Annotated in this window: 16 protein-coding genes; 5 read left to right on the top strand and 11 right to left on the bottom strand. The window is 44.4% G+C overall.

Going from position 1 to position 25040, the window contains the following annotated elements; all coding sequences use genetic code 11:
• The first annotated feature begins 31 nt into the window (after positions 1-31).
• On the top strand, positions 32-721 hold the full coding sequence (locus tag Q1A18_RS05250) for a tetratricopeptide repeat protein (protein ID WP_299577878.1): 690 nt from the start codon (positions 32-34) through the stop codon (positions 719-721).
• A gap of 75 nt (positions 722-796) precedes the next feature.
• A complete protein-coding gene (ribH, locus tag Q1A18_RS05245; RefSeq protein WP_299577877.1) occupies positions 797-1291 on the top strand; it encodes a 6,7-dimethyl-8-ribityllumazine synthase in 495 nt (164 codons plus the stop codon).
• A 248-nt stretch (positions 1292-1539) separates the two neighbouring features.
• Here the strand turns inward: ribH and Q1A18_RS05240 are convergent, their stop codons facing one another.
• Positions 1540-1950: a Spy/CpxP family protein refolding chaperone gene (locus tag Q1A18_RS05240; protein WP_299577876.1), complete on the bottom strand. Its 411-nt coding sequence runs from the start codon at positions 1948-1950 to the stop codon at positions 1540-1542.
• Positions 1951-2128: 178 nt separating this feature from the next.
• Here Q1A18_RS05240 and Q1A18_RS05235 point away from each other — a divergent pair, with 178 nt between their 5' ends.
• On the top strand, positions 2129-2872 hold the full coding sequence (locus tag Q1A18_RS05235; RefSeq protein ID WP_299577875.1) for a nucleotidyltransferase family protein: 744 nt from the start codon (positions 2129-2131) through the stop codon (positions 2870-2872).
• A 105-nt stretch (positions 2873-2977) separates the two neighbouring features.
• Here the strand turns inward: Q1A18_RS05235 and Q1A18_RS05230 are convergent, their stop codons facing one another.
• From Q1A18_RS05230 to pta, 10 genes are all read right to left on the bottom strand, one after another.
• Positions 2978-5779 (bottom strand): M16 family metallopeptidase, encoded by a 2802-nt coding sequence (locus Q1A18_RS05230; protein WP_299577874.1) that lies wholly within the window; start codon positions 5777-5779, stop codon positions 2978-2980.
• Positions 5780-6268: 489 nt separating this feature from the next.
• Positions 6269-7735, bottom strand: coding sequence for a rhamnulokinase (rhaB, locus tag Q1A18_RS05225; RefSeq protein ID WP_299577873.1), 1467 nt, complete (start codon positions 7733-7735; stop codon positions 6269-6271).
• A gap of 76 nt (positions 7736-7811) precedes the next feature.
• Positions 7812-9122 (bottom strand): hypothetical protein, encoded by a 1311-nt coding sequence (locus tag Q1A18_RS05220; RefSeq protein ID WP_299577872.1) that lies wholly within the window; start codon positions 9120-9122, stop codon positions 7812-7814.
• A gap of 145 nt (positions 9123-9267) precedes the next feature.
• On the bottom strand, positions 9268-10548 hold the full coding sequence (locus Q1A18_RS05215; protein ID WP_299577871.1) for a cation:proton antiporter: 1281 nt from the start codon (positions 10546-10548) through the stop codon (positions 9268-9270).
• 152 nt (positions 10549-10700) lie between these two features.
• Positions 10701-12815 (bottom strand): amino acid permease, encoded by a 2115-nt coding sequence (locus Q1A18_RS05210; RefSeq protein ID WP_299577870.1) that lies wholly within the window; start codon positions 12813-12815, stop codon positions 10701-10703.
• A 517-nt stretch (positions 12816-13332) separates the two neighbouring features.
• Positions 13333-14421, bottom strand: coding sequence for a butyrate kinase (gene buk / locus Q1A18_RS05205; RefSeq protein ID WP_299577869.1), 1089 nt, complete (start codon positions 14419-14421; stop codon positions 13333-13335).
• A gap of 4 nt (positions 14422-14425) precedes the next feature.
• The gene (locus tag Q1A18_RS05200; RefSeq protein ID WP_299577868.1) at positions 14426-15331 is read right to left on the bottom strand and encodes a phosphate acyltransferase; all 906 of its coding nucleotides are present in this window, start codon (positions 15329-15331) and stop codon (positions 14426-14428) included.
• Positions 15332-15517: 186 nt separating this feature from the next.
• Entirely contained in the window at positions 15518-16729 is a 1212-nt protein-coding gene (locus Q1A18_RS05195) for an acetate kinase (protein ID WP_299577867.1), read from the bottom strand.
• A 29-nt stretch (positions 16730-16758) separates the two neighbouring features.
• Entirely contained in the window at positions 16759-17730 is a 972-nt protein-coding gene (locus Q1A18_RS05190; protein ID WP_299577866.1) for a 3-hydroxyacyl-CoA dehydrogenase family protein, read from the bottom strand.
• Between the two features lie 12 nt (positions 17731-17742).
• Entirely contained in the window at positions 17743-18747 is a 1005-nt protein-coding gene (gene pta, locus Q1A18_RS05185; protein WP_299577865.1) for a phosphate acetyltransferase, read from the bottom strand.
• 465 nt (positions 18748-19212) lie between these two features.
• On the opposite strand from pta, the gene Q1A18_RS05180 reads away from it, so the two are divergent.
• Both Q1A18_RS05180 and Q1A18_RS05175 read left to right on the top strand, forming a co-directional pair.
• Positions 19213-22131 (top strand): FAD-binding and (Fe-S)-binding domain-containing protein, encoded by a 2919-nt coding sequence (locus tag Q1A18_RS05180; RefSeq protein WP_299577864.1) that lies wholly within the window; start codon positions 19213-19215, stop codon positions 22129-22131.
• 604 nt (positions 22132-22735) lie between these two features.
• A partial coding sequence (locus tag Q1A18_RS05175; RefSeq protein ID WP_299577863.1) for an MBG domain-containing protein occupies positions 22736-25040 on the top strand: 2305 nt, incomplete at its 3' end.

The following is a 25040-nucleotide window of genomic DNA, read 5'->3' as shown; positions in this document are numbered from 1 at the left end:
GAAACTAATTTGGATATAACCTATTTTTAAGATGGCAAAGAATAAAGATCAAAGAGAAGACAGCTTTTCAGAAGTTGAAAGCACATTAACGAAAACCGAACAGTTAATTGAAGACAATCAGAAAATGTTAACCATTGTGGTTGGTGTTATTGTTGCTATTGTGGTTGTTTACCTTGGGTTCACCAGGTTATACATTCAACCCCGCGAAACGGATGCTCAGGAGCAAATGTTTATGGCGGAACAGTATTTTGAAAAAGATTCTTTCAACCTGGCCATCAACGGAGATGGAAACTACCTGGGTTTCCTGGACATTATTGACGACTATGGCATGACTGATGCCGCTAATCTTGCCAGCTACTACACAGGTATTTCATACCTTCGCTTGGGTGAGTACGAAGCAGCCATTGATTACCTGAACGATTTTGACACAGAGGACTTATTACTGGTTCCCATTGTTGAAGGTGCCAAAGGTGACGCTTACGTAGAACTGGGAGAAACAAGCAAAGCCATTAGCGCATACAAAGCCGCTTACATCAGTTCGGACAACGAATTGACAACTCCGATTTACATGATGAAAGCCGCTAACCTCCTGGAGTCTGAAGGACAGCTTAGCGATGCCCTGGAAATCTACCAGGCCATCAAAGAGAACTATCCAACAACTACGGAAGGTCGTAATGTAGAGAAATATATCGCCCGCGTGGAGATTAAACAGAACAACTAAGAATCATTCGAAAATAGTACATGGAAAATCCCCTCATCGCAGGGGATTTTTTATTTTTGTAGAAAATTAAAGCATATGGCAACAAAGAATTTATCAGCCTACGATCTGGAATCAGTCCCATCAGCCAAAGGATATAAATTTGGAATCGTAGTTGCTGAATGGAATTATGAAATTACAGGCGCCTTGGCACAAGGTGCAATCGACACACTTAAAAAGCATGATGTTGATGACAATGACATTCAGGTAAAACACGTTCCCGGAACCTTTGAGCTGCCTCTTGGCGGACAGTTCCTGGCCGAATATACTGATGTCGATGCAATCATTCTTATTGGCTGTGTGATTCAGGGAGACACGCGTCATTTTGATTTTATTTGTGATGGTGTTACGCAAGGAACAACAGACTTGAATCTGAAATACAACAAGCCATTCATATTTGGAGTACTCACAACCAACAACGAGCAACAGGCTTTGGACCGCGCTGGCGGCAAGTTGGGCAACAAAGGTGATGAAGCTGCAGTAACAGCCATAAAAATGGTGGCCCTTCAAAACGAAATGAAAGCCAACCGCTAAATGCTACCTGACCGAAAAAGCAGAAAAACTGAACGCTGCTCTTTCGGTCAATAGCTTTTTCCCTTACACTTTTCCGACTTAAAGTTTTATCAGAGTAATCCAACTCGTGTGCTTTAAATAGTTTCAACCCAGGAAACAGATAAAGGCTTAGCAACGCAATGGTATTAAAATGAAAGAGACTGTCCATATACTGAACAGCCTCTTCTCTGACATCTAACTAATATACCAGCCAAACCTAATTCACTGGTCTACTTTCCAGGTCTTCTGGCACCTCCCCGCTCACCCGGAGCACGTCGGTTATTCATTCGTTCCTGCCGCTGCTTTTGCATTTCGTCAAACTTTTCAGCTTGTTCCTTGGTCAGCATCGCGCGAATTTCTTTGTTTCTGCTTTCCATTTGTTCCCGCATCTTCGGAAACAATTCCCTGCGTTTTTCATCACTTGCCCCTTGCATTTGCTCACGCAGTTCGGTAAATGTTTTCTGGTATTTCTTATTGATGACGGTCAGCTTTTTCTGTTGAGCATCATCCAACCCCAGGGTTTCAATCAACCGCTTATCGCGTTCTTCCTGGCTCATGCGCTGTCTTTGTCCTCCGGGCTGCGCATAGCTGGCACCAATTGTAGCTACTAACACCACTAGCAATACATACAACTTTTTCATTTTAGTTCGATTTACTGTTGTTAAGACTTGATGAAACGTGCCGGGAAAATTCGTCGCGCTTGTTTCACCGGTTATTTTTTGACATTCAACCTATTGACTTTCGAAATCAGCATTCGTTTAATTCAATTTGATTTTCTTTCCTGAAAGAATGCATTATTTTTACCCAAAAAGAACTTACATGCAAGCAATGATATTTGCCGCAGGGCTTGGTACACGGCTTCAACCGCTTACCAGCGACAAGCCGAAGGCACTGGTAGAAATTCACGGAAAAAGTTTATTGGAACGTTGCCTCTTAAACTTAAAAAAGCAGGGCATCAACGATGTTGTTGTCAACGTTCATCATTTTTCAGAGCAAATCATCCATTTTCTTGAAGCCAACAATAACTTTGGGATGCACATTCAGGTTTCGGACGAAACAGCTGAATTGTTGGACACCGGAGGCGGCATCCTGAAAGCCAAATCTTTGTTTAAGCCGAATGAGCCGATTTTGATTCTGAATGTCGACATACTGACTAACCTGTCATTCGACGCCTTGCTTGATTTTCATCAGAAAGAAAAGGCACTAGCCAGCTTGGTTGTTCGCCAGCGAAAGACCTCGCGTTACTTGTTGTTTGGCAAGAATCATCAACTAACCGGTTGGGAAAACCAACAAACAGGCGACCGCAAAATAGCCCGTATTGCGCAAATTGAAGAATCAACGCCTTATGCATTTAGCGGCATTCAGCTTATTCAGCCCGAGCTGCTGGACCTGATCGAAGAGCAAGGCAAGTTTTCTATTATTGACTTGTACCTGCGGCTGGCAAAGAGCCAAACCATCAGTGCCTTTGTCGATAATCAATCCATTTGGATGGATCTGGGAAAATACGAGCAGTTGGAAGAAGCGGAAAGCCTGGTAAAAAAGATGGAGCTACTTTCAGACTAAACGTGGTCTACAGGAGTACTGACTAAGTTTCAGCACAAAAAATAAAAGCAAAAAAAAAGCGAAGCTAGTCAATACCAGCTTCGCTTTTTTAGTTGAAGTATTTACTTACTCCGAAGGAACAAAAACCACATCAATCAAATCAGCATCATCAAAAAACCGGGCTGCAAACTCTTGAATATCCTTCTGTGTCATGTTTTGCAGAACTTCCTCGTAGTTTGCCGGGTCAGCTGAATTAATTCCGGTAAAATAGTAGTTATACAAAGAACTCATCCAAAAACCATTGTGCTCGCGAGCCTGCTCACGGTCTTTCAGCAAGTTTTTAATTGTTTTATCAAAGTCAACATCCGTCGGCCCTTCGGTAATAACTTTATCAATTTCGCGGTATACAATTGACTTCAGCTGGTCGGCACGCGCCGGATCACAATCAAACAAAATACGCATGGTTCCTTTGCTTAACGGATATTTGCTCATTCCGCTACCAATGCCTACGCCATAGGTTCCGCCTTCATCCTCGCGAATCGTTTCCGTATAGCGGAGATCCAGAACTCCTTCCAGAATCTTCATGGCCAACAGGTTTTTCTGCGTGTATTCCACATCGTTTTCATACCGCACATTTACATTGGCTTTTGGGGTGGTCAAAGGCACAGGAATCACTTTTTCGGTTTTTCCTTCCGGAGAACGGACGCCACGATCTTTCCAGTTTTCCTCCCGATCTGAATCGGTTAATGAGCCGAGGTATTTCTCGGCCATGGCCAGCGCTGTTTCCTCTTCAATATTTCCGACAATAAAGAAGGTGAAGTCGCCGGCATCCTGAATCCTATCTTTATATATTTGCTGGATTTCCTCAAAGTCAACGTCCTGCAGGTATTGCGTATTCATCGTTCTTACCCGAGGATTATAATCCGCAAAAATGAAAGACAAGGAGTCGCGCATAATTTTCTGTGGATCTTTTTCCATATTGGCCACAAAAGCCAGGTAGCGCGACATCAACGCATTGTGAGCTTCCTCGTCAAAACGTGGTTTCTCAAAATACAAATACGTCAACTGCATCATGGTTTCAAAGTCTTTGGGAGTGGTTGAACCGCTAAACCCTTCGGTTAACGAACCCAACGTAGGCGACAGTGAAACTTTTTTGCCAGTCAGCATTTTCTGCAAACTGATGGCATCAAAATCCCCCACCCCATAAGCTTCCATAAACGTTGAAGCCATATTGGCAGAAGGCACGTACTGGTTATCCCACAACGAAGTACCACCAAGACTGTAAGCCATCAGACTAACATTGTCCTTTTCATAGTCTGCATGGCGGAAAATGACCTTCACATTGTTATCCAGCGTCCATTCCACCGCATCGAAGGCATCCAGGCGTTTGGTTTGTTTTACTTTTGAACCGGGCAACTCTTCACTGATTAATGAAGCTGCCGCCACCTGATCTTCGTATGGCGCAATATCCATAGTCTCCACCTTGGTAATAATGCCTTTGGCTTCTTCTTCCGAAAGATGCTCAACATCCGTTGGCCCTGTAATTACAATCGTGCGGTTTTCAGGCTTAATCCATTCCTTGGCTTTTGCCGAAACCTCCTCTACCGTTATGGTCGGAATCACCTCTTTGGCAAATTCATATTCCAGCTCAATTCCCGGGACAGGCTCTTTCACCAGATAGTTTTGGGCATATTCCCGGGCATAGCGGTCGTTCGAAATCTTGTCTCGTTCATTGTATTGATTCTCAAAACGAGTCAAGAAGTTGGTTTTAGCTCTTTCCAGCTCACTCTCCACAAAACCATAGCGTTTAACCCGCTCAGTCTCGGTCATGATTGCTTCCAAGGCTTTAGCCTCCTCATTGCTGTTGGCTGTTACACTGATGCTGTAGGCATCATAGCCCCGTACCAAACCTCCGCGCCGCGTTGCTCCGGAAACAAACGGAGGTGTGCCTGTTTGCAACAGTTCCTGAATCCGCATGCTTGTCATGGAATTGTACAGCGAAGTAATATAAGTATCCCTTAAATCAGCATAGGTTTTCTCCTGTCCATCCTTGTTTTCATCCAGAATATAAATGTTGATTTGCGACTGGGTGGCTTCGTCATCTGTGGCCAGCACATAGTATGTTTCTTCATGATCAGGAATACGGAAATCCGGCCGCTCTTTGGGATTTTCAACCGGCTCAATTGACGAAAACAGCGCTTTCACTTTTTGCTCCACTGCATCAACATCCACATCGCCGACGATGGCAATAGCTTGCAAATCGGTCCGATACCAATCATGATAAAACTGACGTAAAGTCGCCGGATCATGGTATTTAATCACCGTCGTATCTCCAATAATGTCGCGCTCAGCCCATTTCGACCCTTTCATTACCACTGGAAGCCATTGATTAAACAAGCGGAAATTAGCATTTCGACGCGTACGCCATTCCTCACTAATTACGCCGCGTTCCAAGTCGATTTCCTCTTCTTTCAACTGCAGAAAATCAGACCAGTCATGCAAAACCAGCAAACAAGTATCCACCAGGCCTTCGTGGGTAGTCGGAACTTCGCTCAGGTTGTAAACTGTTTCATTAAAAGAAGTATAAGCATTGATATTACGACCAAAAGCCACACCATGCTTTTCGAGGGTATTTAAGATACCTTTGCCATCAAAATTTTCGGTGCCATTAAAGGCCATGTGCTCCAAAAAGTGAGCTAAACCATTCTGGTTATCTTCTTCCAGCAAAGCACCCACATTTTGAATAATGTAAAAACTTGCCCGGTTTTTTGGCTCTTGGTTGTGACGAATATAATACGTCAAACCATTCTCCAGCACACCTTTGCGAATTTCGGGCGATTCGGGTACTACACTGTTTAAGTCAAATCCTGTTTTTGCGGTTACTGCCAGCGAAAACAGCAAAAAAAGCATCACGAGTTGTTGTTTCATCGGACTAAAATTTATATTTCAAATAGGTCTGTCTTTCCTGTTGATTATTACAAAAATCAATGGCTTTTTGTTTTTCAACAAGCCAAAGCATCTCTCCCTAAAAGGGCTGCACAACGTTCGTTTTTCACAGAATAAGAGATGAAAACACGAATCCAATCATTTAAAGGAAAATTATTTCTATCAAAAATAGGCTTTCTGATTTGAACTTAGGCCATATACCAAAAGGAAATAGTGGACTTTTTCAAACACATAACCGATGTCTTGAGCATCGTCTCCCAGCTAGCTGGAAATATCCTTCTGGAGACAGAAGGAAAAGAAGCAAGTTTCAAGCAGAAGGTTAAAGACGGCCAAAACCCAATAAAAAGCCCTGATGAATGATTCATCAGGGCTTTCCATTCTTCAGCCTGCTCAATCTGCCTTTTTTACAAGAAGGCTAATTTGAAAACGATGAGATATTGCAATTACACGTCATCCTTTTACTCCCATGCCTTACAGGCTCAGGTATTTTTGATAGGCACGATCCCAATCCAGTTTAGGGTCCGGCTTAAATTCCTCCACTTCGAAAGACTTCCGAACCACTGCCCGCATCGCATCCAGCGACTGCAATGCGCCCATCGCTTTAGCCTGCACCAAAATGTTTCCGGTGGCTGTGGCCTCGGTTGGTCCGGCAATTACAGTCAGTTTGGTCGCATCAGCTGTCAATTGATTTAAGAAGCGGTTATTGGCGCCCCCTCCAATGATGTGAATACGCTCAATCGGCTGCTCACTAACCGTGCGAATTTGCTCCAGGGTATAGCGGTATTTCAGGGCCAGGCTATCATACACACATCGAATAATTTCAGCATGCGTTTCCGGTTTTCCCTGCCCGCTAGCCTCACAGAAACGAACAATTGCTTCAGGCATATTGCCCGGATTCAAGAATACAGAATCATCAGGATTGATCAGGTATTTAAATGGCTCGGCACTTTGGGCCAGCTGCACCATTTCATCCCAGCTGTAGTTCTTCTCTTTCAGCCAGGTCCGACGGCACTCCTGAACAAGCCACATGCCCATAATATTTTTCAGAAAACGCGTTGTTCCTTCTACCCCACCCTCATTGGTATAATTCATCTCCAGGGTTTGGTCCGACACCAAGGGCTGACCACTCTCAATCCCCATCAGCGACCAGGTACCAGAACTGATGTAGGCGTAATTTTTGTCGCTGGCCGGCACCGAGGCAATAGCCGATGCCGTGTCGTGTCCGGCTACTGCAATAACCGGAATTTGCTGACTACCGGTTTCTTCTGCTACTTCTGCTAAAACGGTACCAATGATCGTTCCCGGGTCTACAATTTCAGTTAAAATCGAAGTGGGAATACCTGCTTTCTGCAACAAATCAACTTGCCAGTTCTTCGTGCCCGGAGCAATCATTTGGCTGGTGCTGGCAATGGAAAATTCGGTAACGGCCTTTCCTGAAAACAAGTAGTTCAAGGCATCCGGCATAAATAAAATCTTATCGGTAATTTCCAGCAAGGACGATTGATCCTTCACCATGGAAAACAATTGAAACAAGCTATTGAATTGCATGAACTGAATTCCGGTTTGCCGATATACTTCCTCTTTGGGAACCTGTTGAAACAAATCCTCCATGGCTGTATCGGTTCGGGAATCGCGATAGGCAAAAGGCAGCGAAATAATCTGTCCTTCCTTGTTCAGGTGAACAAAATCGACTCCCCAGGTATCTACCCCAATGGACTCAGGTTGAATACCAAATTCCTGAATACATTTTTTTAAGCCGGTTTTCAGCTCATTAAACAAACTGAAAATATTCCAGAAATAATGTCCCTGAATGAGTTGCATCTGGTTTTCGAACCGGTGAACTTCCGTCAACTCCAATTTATCCTCACTCAAGGTTCCCAGAATCGCCCTTCCACTTGATGCTCCCAAGTCGAAAGCCAGAAAATGATTTTTTCTCATATGTTTTATCTTACGACAGTTTTATGCTTATTTGACTAAACAAATAAACGCAAGTTCGGAAAGACCTCTATCCTGTTCAATCCTGAAAGCTAAACCAAGCTCTGTTTTCAGACAATTCTTCGAGCTTGAAGCGGGCGTTGGCAAAATCAATAAACTGCAGCCAGTCATAGGGGGTAATGTTATGCTTTCCGGTTCGAATATGATAGCCAATTGTTCCAAAAGCAGGGTTGTCAGGCTCCGGCATTTCTGTAACCGGCAGGCCTTCCTGTCCATACAAGCGATAAACTTTGCCGGCTTCAACAGCCGATAAAAATTCGCCCTTCGGATCGGCCCATAAATCCTCGGTAGCACTGGTCACATAAAGCGGACGCGGAGCAATTAAAGCCAGCAGCATATGCTGATCAACCGGCAATTTATCTTCCCGGGATGAATACTTGGTCAGGTTTTCGCAAAACCAGTGAGGAAAGGCATGGGTGATAATGCCCACCGTTTCGCCAAATTGCCGTCTGGAAAGTGCTGCCCCCATGCATCCGGAGTTGTTGGACACACACATGGCAAAGCGCTGATCCAAGGCCGCAGCCCACAAAGCTGCTTTCCCAAGGCGGGAATGCCCAACCACTATAACCTGGGAAGAATCAATCTCAGTATCCGTTTCGAAATAATCCATGGCTTTGGTTAACCCCCAGGCCCAGGCAGCAATCGTTCCCCACTCATCATGTCCGGGCCGAAACTGGCCCAATTCATAAGAAAACGGATGAATGCCATCCTGAAAATTATCCCGATCAGGATCAACATCGCCACAATAGATCGTAGCCACGCCATAACCAGCTTCAACAATGGTTCGGATCGGCCAACGTTCGCTTTTAGCACCACGCGACTGCTCGGTAACCTGATTATGGACAATGCCCAACGAAGGATTGTCGCGAACCCAGGATTCGGTTAAACGAATGTCGGGATCGTCGGCTACGGTATGATTTCCACTGAAGTTGTAGCCCACAAAAAGTGGCACCTTGTCGGTATTTTGAGGCAAATACATTAAGATTTCTACATTCAGTTCCTTGTCATCTTTTCTGAAAACCAACTCAACCTGTCTGCGCTTAGCCAAACCATCAAAGGCATCGCCGGCCTGCTCATGCACCACAACTTCATCGATAGCTATTTCAACCGGAATCTTTCCATACACTTCCTGTTGAAAAAGCTTTAAAATTTCCGGGCGCCGAACCTTTTCCCAGCGCTTGGTATTTTTAATTTTCCGACCGTTTTTTGAAACCAATAACTCAGGTAAGTTATAACCGGGCACCTCCTTTTCTTCGTAATTCACATCACTTCGCTGGGCACCAACCTGAAGGCTACAAATTAGAGATAGCAGAAGCACACAATGTCTCATATCCGTTTAGTTTTATTTATGGTTTTTAGTTAGACAATACTGAAGTCCTCTAAAAATAAGAGTTTTTCTTTGAAAGAAAGAATTTAAGTTGATTCATTCGTCAGGAAACTTATTTCTCCTGAAACAGCCGTCATGCCAAGCCGAATTAGTTCCGGTAGAAATACTCATCAAAGTGGTTCCTGCTACTCTTTTCTTCTGTTGGACCGGCTGGCAAATTCGAATCGTCATCTCCGTTCTTCTTCGAAGACCGCGACTTGCTTGTTTCTGAAATCAAAGACCAGGCCATGATCAGGCTCGAAAAGATAATAACCACCAACAAGGCTCCGCTTTCAAATTCAGGAACTTTAAAGTCATCAGGAATAGCAAAAAACAACAGAATAGATATCAAGCCCCGGGGAGCCAGAAAGATCTGTGGGAAGATGTCCTTGCGTTCAACGGCAAAAAAAGTAAAGAAACGAATGACATACAAAATCACCAGGAAAATTCCACTCATCATCCAGACTTCCCAATTAACAAGTGTTTCAATGGACAAACTGATTCCAAAAACAACGAAAAAGAAGGTGCGAACCAAAAAGGAACTTTCAATGGTCACCATCTTGAAGTTTTCAAACAGCCCATCGATCGCCTTATCGTTTAGCCAGCGTCTAAGTCGGCCCCACACCAATACTTTATGGTTTCGTAGCAACAATCCAAACATCAAAATAATCAGTAATGAAGAGAGGTGAAACAACTTGGCAACAGCATACAGCAGCACCAGTACGGCTAAAAACAGGAAAAATCGGGCACTCGTTTTAATATACTGAATGACATAGGTTAATCCATAACTTAACAAGACCGAAATAACCAAGGTGAGAAAAATATTGCTCCCAACTGCAAAGGCAATTTCTCCGGCACCAGTGGCATTTACATTTTCAATCAGGAAGTAAAAGAGCATGATTCCAAGAATATCCGAAAAGGTACTCTCATAAATCATAAATTCACGCTTGTCTTTGCTTAAGTTTGCCACACTGGGTATGATAATGGCGCTACTCATGATCGAAAACGGAATAGCATAGATGAGCGCCGGAAAAAACTCCATGTTCTGGATAAAAAACTGAGTAACAAAAGCAATTAAAACGGACGAGAAAGCCAGCGAAACAAAAGCAATGACAAAGGACTTCCAGATTATTGGCCATTTCTCCTTCTTCAGTTCAAGATCCAGCGCAGCTTCAAGCACAATCATGATCAACCCAACAATACCAAGCACCTCCAGCGCATTGTAATATTCTGGCACAATTCCGAAGTATTTCAATACCTGCTGTAGTCCCAAGCCAAGCAAAATAAGCATTAAAACGCTGGGAATGTTTGTTTTTTGCGCCAACAGGTTGAAGAAAAAAGAAACAATCACCACCACACAAAGACCGATCACAAAAAGATAAGCACTCATGAATTCCGTTTAATTTTTAGCTCCAAGATACAAATAAGCTTGAAACTGCCTACGAAATACTTGCTTTTAGATTCGTGCGCAAGCCTTTAACAGCGCATGATTCGGCCTGTTTTCTCATTTAAAAAAGCCGGAAGAGAAACGAAACCAACAAGTTAAGCTGTCCCCATATAAAAATCAAACATTTGCTTAATCGATCGGGGTTCACCAATAATGGTCAAAACATCATTTTCCTGCAGCACGGTAAAGCCGTGTGGCGCAAACGAACGCCCGTCGCGTTCAACAATGGCAACCAATACATCAGCCGGAAATTTAATGTCTTTCAGCTGCTTCCCGATCATGTCGGCCTGCGTAGTATCTTTTAACAACCGCACAGTAATGAAACGTTCGTTATGCAGCAGGTATTCCTTAATTTCCCGTTCGTTGGATTGTGCAATCATACTTTCTACAAAGTCATCACGTTCAACAATATTCATTAAGCGAGACAACATGCGCAACTGCAAGCGAATTTCCTTGGCTGGATTGACCAGGAAAAAGAAAACCCGGATATGATCCACTGACTGAATATCTCCTTTTTCTACAGGCTTGGCAACGCCTGGATTTGCCAAAACAATATGTAGGGTTGGTTCCGCAATCCCATCATAACGGGCATATTGAATAGAAATCTCCGGGATAAGCAAGGCCGAGTCGATGGCTGAAAGAGTTTGAAATTCTTTAATAAGAACCGCTTTATCAAGGTCCATTTGCCTGGATAAGGAATCAGCCACCTGCTCCACCAACCCATCAAAATCCTGCCCGGGTTGAGTATTGATAATTTTAGAATTAATAATTGTGGCATCAAACGGATCACCTTGCCGAAGTCCTTTTTCTTTCAAAATAGTCATAAACTCATTTTCCAGTTCTACATGCTGGTGTTTGCCCAACAAGGCAAACCAATGAAAAATAGCCCCTTCCCGCTTCACTTTTCCACGAGCGTAATAGTTATACCAAACTACGGCCAGAAATACGATCAGCCCACTGAATAAAATAGACATCCATCCCATATACACAATCAAAACCAGGGAAATAAAGATTCCCACCACCTGCATTCCCGGATAAAAAGGTGATTTAAACCCCGGGTCATAGGATTCTATACTACTTTTTCGAAATACAATCACTGCAAAATTGATCAGCATAAAAATGATCAGGTTGAAAGTACTGGCCAATTTGGCAATCCCCTCTTCCGAGAAAACCAAAATGAAAGTAATCACTAAAGCTGTCGTAAGTAAAATAGAACTTATGGGTGAACCGCTTTTCCCAACCTTGGAAAACATCGGTGGAAAAAGCTTATCTCGCCCCATCGCAAACGGGTAGCGGGAAGAAGAAAGCAAACCGGCATTTCCGGTTGATGCAAAAGCAGCCATGGCTGCACCAATCATCAGGTAAGTTCCCAGATCGCCTGGCAACCATTTAAAAAGATGCTCAGCAGCCGTTGCTGCCGGTGCCAAATCTTCAGCAAACTCAGCCGGGTTGATCAGGGAAACCATAACGAACACGCCCAAAACATAAATTGTTGCCGTAACAACCAACGACAATAGCATGCCTAAAGGAATGTTTCGCTCCGGATTTTTAATTTCCTCCGCGACACTGGCTATTTTCGTCAAACCCAGATAGGAAACAAATACGAAACCAGCAGTAGTAATCAGGCCCTCAAATCCGTGAGTGAAAAACGGTTCAAAATGGCTGTTAACGCCAGGTTTATCAATCCCCTCAGTAAAAAAGATGCGGTAAAGCCCCTCTACTAAGAAAGTGCCCAATACCACTAATAAAAAAATAACAAAGAAATTTTGGAGACGGGAGGTTTTCTTGGCACCAATCAAATTCAGCCCCATAAAAAAGAAAGTCGCAGCAATAGCAATTGTCTTTACAGGCACTTCCCAGAAAAATGCGGCATAAGCACCAATACCAACGATGGCAAATGCCGTTTTAAACACCAATGCCAAATAGGTTCCCAGTCCTCCAATTGTCCCAATTAATGGGCCCAAACTGCGGTCTAAAAAAAAGTAAGCGCCTCCGGAACGCGGAAGTGCTGTTGAAATTTCAGCAATGCTGAACATGGCAGGCAGAATGAGCAAACCTGCTACTAAATAACCAATAAATACAGAAGGCCCGGTATATTGGGAAGCCAAACCGGGTAACAGAAAAAAGCCAGAGCTAAACATGGCTCCAGTGCTAATTGAGAAAACATCAAACAGACCCAGTTCCTTTTTTAATTTTTCTTTTTTCGCCATACGCTTTCATTCTGAGTGGTGTTTATAAAAAGAAAAGCTGCACACAATGGAAATGTTCATTTTAAATATACAACTTTATTCATAACAGATAAGCACTATCTGGCAACTTGTATCGATAAATTACGCCCCTGACCAATCTGTCGTTCAAGGATTTTCAGCACTTGCATTGCAGTGAGAGCTAACGCTTCCAATTCACAAGTGTTGATCGTGAAAAACCTTATAGTTTAATAAGCTCAAAAGAGGGAAAAAGGTTTAGCCTTGCTGCGTATTATTCAGACTTGAATGTGGGAACGATAAGTTTCGGAAAGAGAAAAGAAGCAGTCTTGAGGGTATAATTCTTCGTCATTCCGAATGAGAAATAACTAAATCACTCCTCTGAATAACAGCTCATTTCGATCCACTCACGCTGACGTTTTTTTATACTAAAGTGACTTTGGGGACAGCTGCCTATAAAACAAGTTTGAATAGCAAGTTTTACAAATGAAGATGCTGTTGCCTGATCCGCAAAGGTTTTTGCCTAACGTATTTTGGGTTGATAGGTTTTTGCCTGCGTTTCCTGGCGAGCAACCCGCAAGGCATTTTTTGCCAAGGCTTCCAGCTCATCTTCCCCCGGATACACATAAACAGGGGCCAAAAATTCAACCTTTGTTTTGATAAAAGAAGTGATGTACTCACTATAAGCCACACCTCCGGTAAGCAGCACGCCATCAACCTGGCCTTCCAACACCACTGCCATTTCGCCAATGGATTTCGCCACCTGGTAGGCCATAGCATCCTGAATAAGCCGCGCCTTTTCATTTCCCTGTCGGGCCATTTCTTCCACATCACGGGCATCATTGGTCTTCAAATAAGCCACATAACCCCCTTCGCCAACCACCATTCGTCGAATGTCGGCTTTGCTTCTGCCACTCTCAAAACACCAGTCGATAATTTGGCCGGTGGGCAAGCCTCCACTACGTTCGGGGCTAAAAGGACCATCACCGTCCAGCCCATTATTGACATCAACAACCCGACCTTTTTTATGGGCGCCTACCGAAATTCCACCGCCTAAATGCGCAACAATCAGGTTCAGGCTTTCGTAGGGAACACCAAGTTTTTTAGCATGTTGGCGAGCCGTTGCCTTTTGGTTAAGTGCATGAAAAATTGATCGTTTTTCAAACTGGGGATGACCGGTAATCCGGGCAATTTCATCCAACTCATCGGTTACCACCGGATCGGCTATAAAAGCTTTGGCTCCCGGAATTTGGTTGGCAATAAAATCAGCAATTAGCGGCCCCAAATTACTGGCATGCTGTCCATAAACGCCATCACTGGCATGTTTCAGCATTTCATTATTGACGAAATACACCCCCGATTCCAGCGGGTAAGTCAAGCCACCCCGACCAATGATGTATTTTAGACTATCCACCTCAAACCCTTCTTCCACCAAGGCATCAATAATCATCCCTTTGCGGTAATCAAATTGCTTTAAAATGCTTTTATAACTGGACAATTCATCGATGGAATGCCGCAAGGTTTTATTCAATTTGCATTCGTCGTTGTAATAAACAGCAAACTTGGTAGAGGTTGATCCTGGATTGATCGCTAAAATTCGGTATTCATTCATAGTTTTAATGACTCATTAATGCAGCCAAAGCAATGGAATTCAATTTTATTTGTGTGCTGTCGCCGCGCGACGACAAAACAACCGGAACCTTCGCCCCCACAACAACTGCAGCCTGCTCCGCCTGACATAGCTTGGTATTGGTTTTGTAAAACACATTGCCGGCATCAATGTTCGGAAAAAGTAAACAATCGGCATCGCCGGCCGTTTCGGAATGCATTCCTTTTATGGTGGCCGACTCCTGATCGATAGCTACATCCAAAGCCATGGGGCCATCAACAAATGCTCCGGGGAAATGTCCATCCGCCCCCATTTGCTTCAATTTTGCCGCATCAGCACATGCCGGGATCGATTCAATAACTTGCTCTGTGGGTGCAATTAAAGCTACTTTAGGCTGATCGATTCCTAGCTTACGCGCCACCTGAACCAGGTAACGAATCATAACCTCTTTCTGTTGCAGGTTTGGAAAAGGAATAATAGCCACATCAGTAACAATTAACAATTTGTGATACGACTTATTGTCGATCAGCGTAACATGAGTCAACAAGCCTCCAGGTTCAACCAGGGCAAACTGCTTATTCAGAATAGCACGCATGTACTTATCGGTACTAATCAGGCCTTTCATAACCAAATCAGCCTTTCCGGACTGAATCAACTGAACCGCTTTCAGAGCAGCCTCCTCTTCAGAAGAAGCATCAATGATTTCAAAATTGCCAATGTCAATTCCCAGTTCCTGGCAGGTTGTTTCAATCCGTTTTTTATCGCCGGTAACCAGGACATCTACAATTCCATGTTTTCGGGCGTGTTCGGCCGCTTCAAGGCTGTGCTTATCCACTCCGTTGACGACAACCATCCGTTGAGTTGGCTGATTTTTTGCTAAAAGCAACAGTTCCGTTAAGTGTTTTACATTCATTTGTTCGGCTTATATGAGGTAAATATAGACTAAGAACAGTTGAATTTACAGAACAAATGTCAATCTAAAAAAAATGTTTTTAAACCCCTGAAAAACAAAACATCCGACACATTGCTGCATCGGATGTCAATCGGATAATATTTTAAATCCTGAACTTTCGGATTCTGATATTCAAGCCTAAAAAACTTACGATTTCACAAGTTCTTTCACTTTCACTTCAGTATCCAAAGCAATCATTAATTCTTCATCGGTTGGAACAACCATTACTTTTACAGGTGAATCATCCGTACTAATAACTGCTTCTTTTGAGCGAAGTCCGTTATTTTTTTCATCATCCAAATGGATTCCCATGCACTCTAATCCACCAGCAGCTCCTGAACGGGTCGTATCTCCATTCTCACCAATTCCACCGGTAAAGATCAGGATATCAACGCCACCCATGGCAGCAATGTAAGAGCCAATGTATTTCTTCACCCGATAATCGTAAATATCAAGTGCCACAGAGGCCCGCTCGTTGCCTTTGTCTCTGGCATCCTCAATTTCGCGCATATCAGACGAAACGCCCGACAAGCCCAACATTCCGCTGTGCTTATTGAACAGCGTATTGGCTGATTTGATGCCCAGTTCTTCTTTCTCCATGATATAGGTGACCACACCAATATCGAGGTCTCCGGAACGGGTTCCCATCACCAGACCTTCAAGCGGAGTGAATCCCATGCTGGTGTCAAAAGACTTACCATTTTTGATGGCAGCAATTGATGCTCCATTACCCAAGTGACACGAGATAATTTTCTGTGTTTCGTAATCGCGTCCCAGGATTTCACAGGCCCGTTTGGTCACGTAACGGTGACTGGTTCCGTGAAAACCGTAGCGGCGAATACCATACTTCTCGTACAACACGTAAGGGATGCCGTACATGTATGATTTAGGCTCCATGGTTTGGTGGAATGCCGTATCGAAAACCCCCACTTGTGGGATTCCGGGAATCAGCTCTTCCATTGCCCGAATTCCTTTTAAGTTTGGTGGGTTATGCAAAGGAGCCAAATCTGTACATTTTACCAATGCGTCAATAACTTCGTCCGTAATCAACTCACTGGAGTGAAAATATTCCCCCCCGTGAACGACCCGGTGACCAACTGCATCAATTTCCTCCAGGCTCTTCAGGCAACCATATTTTGCACTGGTTAGTACCCCAAGAATATATTCCACACCACTTTTGTGGTCTAAAATTTCACCTTCGAAAACAATTTTTCGCCCATCGGCATGTTGATGCTTTAAAAATGAGCCTTTCATGCCCAGCTTTTCAACTCCTCCTTTGGCAACCACTTGCTGGCCATCCATATTGAAAAGTTGATATTTTATGGAACTGCTACCGCAGTTTAATACCAGAATTATCATTCCTTCAAAATTTTCGTTGAGATTGTTTTTTAACAAATGTTTGCGCTGTTTGAGATCCGGTTTCCATCTTCATCATATTCATAGAAACCTTTTCCTGTAGAAACGCCCAGTTGCTTGGCACGTACCAAGCGCTTAATAAATGGAGACGGTTTAAAATGTACGTCACCAAATTCAGCATAGATGTTTTCCATCCAGCGGACAATTTTGTCCAAGCCCATTTTATCAGCCAATTCAAATGGCCCCAATCTCATTCCCTGCCCAATTTTCATTGTGGTATCAATATCTTCCATCGTGGCTATCCCTTCCATCAGGATTTCACAAGCTTCATTGAGTAAAACCACAAAAAGACGAACGCTTACCAGCCCTGCAGACTCTTCAACGGGTATAATTGTCCGGTTGATGAGTTTGACAAACTGACAAACTTTGGCATAAGATTCTTCAGAGGTATAAAGTCCTTTGACAACTTCCATGATCCGCGATTCGCGCGACGAAACAGAAAAATGAAAGCTGATGCAGCGATCTTTATATTTCATTTCCGACGACAGTTCGGTAATGATGATTGTGGTCGAGTTCGTTGCGATAATGCAATCGCGGTCGACCACTTCTTCAATCTTCTGGAAGATTTTCTTCCGTTCTTTGATTTTTCCGCCACGGTTAACCGCACGGATGGCTTCCACCACAAAATCACAACCGGCCAAATCCTTGTAATCCAACGAACCTTTGATTCGCGAAAGGATGGCTCTTTTTTCACCTTGCGTCAAGCCCCAGTGTTCAATCCGGTTATCCAGAATTTTTTCAATATTCCGGTAGGCTTCCCTAATCTTGTCTTCGCTTACTTCAATAAAAACCACTTCAATGCCATAGTAGCTGGCCACGCGGGCAATGTTTTGTCCTACGAGTCCACAGCCTACCAAGCCGATTTTAGAGAAAAGCGCCTTTGAAACTTGTTTCTTAATTAAACCAAATTCTTCAATTGGTTCATAAATAACTTCACTAGCCATTTGCAACTAAATTTATTCGAACGAGGTAGCTGCCTGATTAGAGGTAATCGCTACCATATTAACAATATCACTTACCGAACAACCTCTGGACAAGTCGTTAATTGGAGCTGCCATTCCTTGCAGAACCGGCCCAATTGCTTCCGCTTTTCCCAGTCGTTGTACTAATTTATAGCCAATATTGGCGGCTTCCAAGCCTGGAAATACCAATATGTTTGCACGTCCGGCCACTTCGCTTTCAGGCGCTTTCAACCGGGCTACATCAGGCATCAAAGCTGCATCAAGCTGCAGTTCGCCGTCAATTTTCAATTCAGGAGCCATTTCTTTGGCAATCTTTGTCGCTTCTACAACCTTGTTTACCCGCTCGTGCTGGGCACTCCCTTTGGTTGAAAAGCTCAGCATGGCCACGCGGGGTTCCATACCTACAATGGCTTTGGCTGTTTTGGCTGTTGTTACAGCAATTTCAGCTAATTCACGCTCATTCGGATCGGGCATAACAGCACAGTCGGCAAATACCAAAATTCCGTCATGTCCAAAGTGAGGATCATTCACAAACATCAGGAAAGCGCCTGAAACGACACTTACCCCGGGTGAAGTTTTTACAAACTGAAAAGCGGGACGCAAAACGTCGCCTGTTGAATTAACGGCTCCGGCAATTTCACCGTCAGCATCGCCATTTTTAATCATCATAGGAGCAAATACCAAAGGATCATTCAACATTTCCAATGCTTTTTCCTTGCTCAGCCCTTTTGATTTTCTGATTTCAACCATCATGTCAGCGTAGTGCGACCGACGATCATCAGTTTTTGGATCAACTACAACAGCCCCCTTGATGTTTACGCCACACTCTTCGGCTGCCTGCATAATTTCTACCGGATTTCCCAAAAGGATGATCCGGGCAATATTTTCATTTAAAATGATTTCTGTGGCTCTCAAAGTGCGTGGTTCTGTTCCTTCCGGAAGAACAATCCGTTTTTGATAACTCTGAGAGTTCTTAATAACACGTTCAAGTAATTTCATTCGAAAAAAACTTATCTGATTTATTAATATCTGCTTGCCATGCTTTTCCTGTCAAAGGGCAGAAACCGACAAACAAGCAAGTTGTTTTCTGATATACTTTTGATCTTTCACACACCCTCTCAGCCAGTGCCTGATTAACTGGTACGATGGTTTGGGCTTAAGGGTTAAGATTTCTAACTTTTGAGTAAAAGATTCAAAATGCAAAAGTAGCGAAAATAACCTGTCTAAACCCCTCGGCAAGGATAATTATTTGTTAATCTTCTGAAATCGTCATTTTTTGAACCCATTGTTTTTAAGCTTCAAACGAAAACAAGACAATCGATTGCACGGATTTTCCCAGTTGATTCTACCTGGAAATAATCGAAGGAAAAAAACGAATGATCCTGCTTTTCTAAAACATGAAAGCAAGGCTTCAACTCACCAAATAAATTGATATTTTTGTTCGTTTACAAACACCAATCAGCCATGAAGGAATCCGATCTGTTTTACCCGCTCAAGCAAAGCCTGGAAGGAGAAATCTATACCAACAACGTTCAACGCATCATATACGCAACCGATGCTTCGTCGTACCGGGAAATCCCACAGGCGGTATGTAAGCCCAAGTCGAAGGCCGACCTTCAAAAAATTATTGCTTTTGCCCATAAGCATCAAACGTCGGTCATTCCGCGTGCAGGCGGCACCTCACTAGCCGGCCAGGTGGTAGGAAAAGGGATTGTTGTGGATATTTCAAAGTACCTGAATAAAATCCTTGAATTGAATGTCGGGGAAAAATGGGTTATCGTTGAACCGGGTGTTAACCTGACTGAACTCAACCAATACCTGGCACCTCATGGTTTGCAATACGGACCGGAAACCTCAACAGCCAACCGTTGCTGTATTGGTGGCATGGTGGGCAACAATTCCTGCGGACTGCATTCGCTCATTTATGGCAGTGCCCGCGATCATATCCTGGAAGCGGACTGTTTGCTGGCCGATGGCTCCTCCGTCCTTTTCAAAGCATTGAGCACCGAAGAATTTCAGGCGAAATGTGCCGGCAATCCCGAAAGCCTGGAAACCCGGATTTACCAAAACATCAACACCATTCTGTCCAATCCGGTCAACCAGGAAAACATCCGAAAAGAATACCCTGACCCAAAAGTAAAGCGCCGCAACAATGGCTATGCCCTGGATGTGCTTCTTGAAACCGATCCGTTTACCGGCAATGGCGAACAAATAAACCTCTGTAAGTTACTGGCCGGAAGTGAAGGAACACTGGCCTTCTCCACCCGGCTAAAGCTCAACCTTATTCCGCTTCCGCCCAAACACAAAGGGTTGGTTTGCGCTCATTTCAGCAGCCTGCAGGAAGCCTACTACGGCAACCTGATTGCCCTGAAACACAATCCTGGTGCCATTGAATTAATGGATGACATCATTATGAATTGCACCAAAGGAAATATTGAGCAGCGCAAAAACCGTTTTTTCATTCAGGGCGATCCGAAAGCCATGCTGATGATTGAATTTGCCCGGGAAACAGAAGCTGAAATTCATGCAATTGCCGAGCAACTGGAGGCGGATTTTCGTTCAGCCAAGCTTGGCTACCATTTCCCGCTGGTTCAGGGAGCCGACAACATCAAACGCGTGTGGGCACTGCGCACAGCCGGACTGGGTTTGCTCTCCAACATTCCGGGCGACAAACGCAGCGTAACCGTGATTGAAGATACAGCCGTTGCACCCGAATACCTGCCGGACTACATGCGTGAATTCGACGAAATTCTGGCCAATTACGGGCTAAGTTGTGTGAAGTACGCACACATTGCCACAGGCGAAATTCACCTGCGCCCACTTCTGAATTTAAAAGAAGAAACTGACGTCCAGCTTTATCATACCATTGCCCGCGAAATAGCAGCTCTGGTCAAAAAATACAAAGGATCATTAAGCGGGGAGCATGGCGATGGCCGGCTCAGGGGGGAATTCATTCCTTTCATGCTGGGCGAACACAACTACCAACTGATCAAAGAATTGAAACAAACCTGGGATCCGCATCAGATTCTGAACCCGGGAAAAATTGTGGACACCCCTCCAATTACCGAGAACTTGCGCTTTTTGCTTGGTGAAACCCGTAAGCTGGAAACCACCTTCGACTTTTCGGAACAAAAAGGCCTGTTACGGGCCGTGGAAAAATGCAATGGGTCAGGCGATTGCCGCAAGAGTGTAGCTATTGGCGGCAGCATGTGTCCAACGTTTATGGCCACCAAGGACGAAGATAAAACGACGCGTGGGCGAGCCAATATCCTCCGCGAATTTTTAACCCGATCCGAAAAGCCCAATCCTTTTGACCATGAAGAAATAAAGGAAGTGCTTGACTTGTGTATCTCCTGCAAGGCCTGCAAGTCCGAATGTCCGTCCAGTGTCGATATGGCGAAGTTAAAAGCCGAGTTTCTGCAGCACTATTATGAAAGTCATGGCATTCCGTTTCGATCATGGCTTATTGCCTATCTTCCCCGACTGAACCGACTCGCCCGTTTGGCACTTCCCATGAGCAACTGGTTAACAGGCACCACCACCTTTAAAAAGCTGGTGGGCTTTGCTCCCGAACGGCAGGTTCCTAAACTGTCGAAGCTCAGCCTGCGCCAGTGGTACAAAAAACCGATTCAGCTCAATGGCTCAGCCAAAGGCAAAGTTTACCTGTTTGCCGACGAATTTACCAACGACAATGAAAGCCACATTGGAGTAAAAGCCATTTTGTTGCTGAATAAACTGGGTTATGAAGTCGCCATTCCCACGCACCGTGAAAGCGGACGAACGTTCCTTTCAAAAGGTTTGGTAAAAACGGCTCAGAAAATTGCCTGTAAAAATGTTGAGCTGCTTCATCAACTCGTGACTGAACAAACTCCTCTTCTGGGTATTGAGCCTTCGGCCATCCTCGCTTTCAGAGACGAATATCCGGAACTGGTGACCAAAGAATTACAACCAAAAGCCAAAGCGCTGGCCCAAAATACCTTCATGCTGGATGAGTTTATTGCTGCTGAATTTGAAAAAGGACACATCAATCCGGAACTGTTTACCCCGGAGAAAAAACAGGTAAAACTGCACGGACACTGCCAACAAAAAGCAGTAGCCTCAACTACCAGTACAAAGAAGATGCTGGAAATACCCGCCAACTATGCCGTTAGCGAAATTGCCAGCGGCTGTTGCGGCATGGCCGGCTCGTTTGGCTATGAAAAGGAGCATTACGAACTCAGCCAGAAAATTGGCGAACTGGTCTTGTTTCCTGCTGTGCGCGAAGCCCAGTCCGACGAGCTGATTGCTGCTCCAGGAACATCCTGCCGTCATCATATTGCTGAAGGAACCGGACGCGAAGCCATGCATCCGATAGAAATACTTTACGACGCCTTGATAAAATAAGGAAGGCATACGAAATAAACGATCAGAAACCGTAAGAATCAGGAATTCACCTTCCTGATTCTTTTTTTTGCCCTGCCACAACAAGCTGCAGCCCCTAAAACACTTTATAACCTAAAAGTTAAGGCGGAATTTTCCATCCTACTCGAACAGTAGAAACAACCATTCGCTCATCTAAAAAGCCTGTTTGAAAACTAATCATGGCATTCCAGCACGCTCTTTAACAACATCACGAACAGGCCATTGCCCCTAACTAAAAATTGTCATAACTTTTTATTCTGTTTTTAATCACGTTCAATGCTTTTCCTGCAAACAAGGAACTAACCATGAACGATGAAGGACCTGCCCGTTTTTCAGGGAAGTTAAACGCACCTTGCAAAGGTGAAGCCACCATCCTTACTCCCTGAAAAAGTGCCTTGCAGACATCTTTATAATGAGTACCAACTCATTATAAAGATGAAATACTGAATCTGATAAAAGATCAGATCATTTATATCTACGCACTCCACAACAGACGGTTGACCGTCGAATAAAACAATCTGCCAATACGCCCAAGTGCTTTCTAAAAAACAAACTGCTGAATGATAAACTAAAAAACAAAATACTTATGAAAGAAAAATCTTTACCTCAACTCCCAGCGTTTTTGCGCTTTGTGTTCTTCTCCTTCGTTTTTCTGATGCTCAACCTCATAGGTACTGCACAGGAGGTAACGATCTTTACGGACAAAGACGACTACTGGCCCGGCGAATGGGTTATCATCACCGGCTCCGGCTGGGTTGACGACGACAGTGTACTGGTAACACTTACGCACATCGATCCCAACATTCCGTCTCATACGCATGATCCCTGGTACCTTATTCCCGATGCCAACGGCGACATCTACGATGAGTGGTACGTCCTGGAACAAGAATTGGGAACTGCCTTTCAACTTACGGCCTTGGGCTACAACACCGGCTGGTTTGCAGAAACCTTTTTTACCGATGCCTATCAGACTCAACTAATCAATTTGGGTCCTACGGAAGGAATTTGTGGTGAAAACATTGAAGTCACTGCACAGCTTCAATATAAGCAAGGCGGAGGCTCCTGGCAAAATGTTGCTGGAGAAACACTAACATTCATTCTCGGCTCAACGACAGCACCCGCCATTACTGATGCCAATGGGATTGCAACAACCACCATGACAATTCCAAACCCGGCCCCCACCGAATTGGAAGTAGATTATGCAGGTTCGGGAAGTGAAAACACCGCTTTGCAAAAAGAAAATGAATCAATTTCAATCCTTGTCACAAGCACAGTAGCTGATGCAGGTCCCATTAGTGGCGAAACAAATGTTTGTGCCAATGCAACAGGAATAGCTTATTCTGTTGCGCCCATCGATGGGGCACTAACCTACACCTGGGCCGTGCCAAGTGGGGCAACAATAACAGAAGGACAGGGCACTCCGAGTATTCTGGTTGATTTCGGGGAAACCAACGGCAATATAAAAGTTACTCCAACCAATGGATGTGGAACCGGAAGCCCCAGCTCTAGATACGTAACCATAGATACGCCACCTAATAATACTTCGGGAGGATTTAAAGGCAACTTAATATGCGTCGGAGAAATTGGCCAACTTACATTCAACGCATTGGACGCCAGTTTCTCAATGCCCTACATCATTGAATATACCGATGGGGCAACAACCTGGTCACAGGAAATAACAGATCCCGGAGAATTTACCTTTGATGTTGAAGTTAATCCTACTATAATTACGAAGTATAACCTTGTCTCAATCACCAACGGAAACGGCTGCTTACGAACAGAGGACATAATGGATGCAACCGCGCAAATTACCGTTTATGCATTACCGGAAGCTCCGACGGCTACAGACATGAACGTTTGCTACGACGGACAAATACATACAGGCAGTGCCTCTGCAGGCACAGGCGAAGAAATAGTATGGTATTCAGAAGTAAGCAATGGCACGATAATCTCCGCTCCATCAGGAACTGAACCAGGAACTTATTCAGCCTATGCGGCAGCAAGAAATAGTTTAAGAGGATGCGAAAGTGAAACCCGCACTTTAGTAACAGTTACCATTAATGAACTGCCTGCTGCCCCAACTGCCAACAATGTAAACACAAGCTATAATGGTAATGAGCAATCGGCCTCCGCCAGTGCTCCAAGCGGTATCGAAATCGACTGGTACACCACCGAAACCGGATCAGAAACAACGACTGCGCCTGCCGGTATCAATGTTGGCACCTACACCGCATGGGCTCAAGCCCGAAATACAACAACCGGCTGCGTGAGTGCAGAGCGGACAGAGGTAACGCTGGAAATTACAGCACGTCCAATCACCATCACAGCCGATGCCGGACAAACCAAAGTGTATGGTGAAGCCGATCCGGCTGCCTTTACCTATACGGTTGGAGGTGACGGTCTGGCAACTGGTGATTCTTTTGACGGAGCACTAAGCCGTGACGCTGGTGAAACAGTCGGCAACTATGCCATCAACCAGGGAACGCTCACCATTGTGGAAGGAACTACCAACAAGGAAGGCAACTACACCGTGACTTACGTTTCAAACGACTTTGCCATTACAGCACGTCCAATCACCATCACAGCCGATGCCGGACAAACCAAAGTGTATGGAGAAACTGATCCGGCAGCATTTACCTATACGGTTGGAGGTGATGGTCTCGCAACTGGTGATTCTTTTGACGGAGCACTAAGCCGTGATGCTGGTGAAACAGTCGGCAGCTATGCCATCAACCAGGGAACGCTCACCATTGTGGATGCAGCTACCAACAAGGAAGGCAACTACACGGTAACTTACATCTCAGATGACTTTAGCATTACAGCACGGCCAATCACCATTACAGCCGATGCCGGACAAACCAAAGTGTATGGAGAAGCCGATCCGGCTGCCT

The sequence above is a fragment of the uncultured Sunxiuqinia sp. genome (assembly GCF_947495665.1).
GTDB classification, from domain to species: domain Bacteria; phylum Bacteroidota; class Bacteroidia; order Bacteroidales; family Prolixibacteraceae; genus Sunxiuqinia; species Sunxiuqinia rutila.
This window is presented reverse-complemented; position numbering and strand designations above follow the sequence as displayed.

Coding starts and splice junctions, on each gene's coding strand:
- Q1A18_RS05250 (WP_299577878.1), top strand. CDS start 32: ATGGCAAAGAATAAAGATCAAAGAGAAGACAGCTTTTCAGAAGTTGAA.
- ribH (WP_299577877.1), top strand. CDS start 797: ATGGCAACAAAGAATTTATCAGCCTACGATCTGGAATCAGTCCCATCA.
- Q1A18_RS05240 (WP_299577876.1), bottom strand. CDS start 1,950: ATGAAAAAGTTGTATGTATTGCTAGTGGTGTTAGTAGCTACAATTGGT.
- Q1A18_RS05235 (WP_299577875.1), top strand. CDS start 2,129: ATGCAAGCAATGATATTTGCCGCAGGGCTTGGTACACGGCTTCAACCG.
- Q1A18_RS05230 (WP_299577874.1), bottom strand. CDS start 5,779: ATGAAACAACAACTCGTGATGCTTTTTTTGCTGTTTTCGCTGGCAGTA.
- rhaB (WP_299577873.1), bottom strand. CDS start 7,735: ATGAGAAAAAATCATTTTCTGGCTTTCGACTTGGGAGCATCAAGTGGA.
- Q1A18_RS05220 (WP_299577872.1), bottom strand. CDS start 9,122: ATGAGACATTGTGTGCTTCTGCTATCTCTAATTTGTAGCCTTCAGGTT.
- Q1A18_RS05215 (WP_299577871.1), bottom strand. CDS start 10,548: ATGAGTGCTTATCTTTTTGTGATCGGTCTTTGTGTGGTGGTGATTGTT.
- Q1A18_RS05210 (WP_299577870.1), bottom strand. CDS start 12,815: ATGGCGAAAAAAGAAAAATTAAAAAAGGAACTGGGTCTGTTTGATGTT.
- buk (WP_299577869.1), bottom strand. CDS start 14,421: ATGAATGAATACCGAATTTTAGCGATCAATCCAGGATCAACCTCTACC.
- Q1A18_RS05200 (WP_299577868.1), bottom strand. CDS start 15,331: ATGAATGTAAAACACTTAACGGAACTGTTGCTTTTAGCAAAAAATCAG.
- Q1A18_RS05195 (WP_299577867.1), bottom strand. CDS start 16,729: ATGATAATTCTGGTATTAAACTGCGGTAGCAGTTCCATAAAATATCAA.
- Q1A18_RS05190 (WP_299577866.1), bottom strand. CDS start 17,730: ATGGCTAGTGAAGTTATTTATGAACCAATTGAAGAATTTGGTTTAATT.
- pta (WP_299577865.1), bottom strand. CDS start 18,747: ATGAAATTACTTGAACGTGTTATTAAGAACTCTCAGAGTTATCAAAAA.
- Q1A18_RS05180 (WP_299577864.1), top strand. CDS start 19,213: ATGAAGGAATCCGATCTGTTTTACCCGCTCAAGCAAAGCCTGGAAGGA.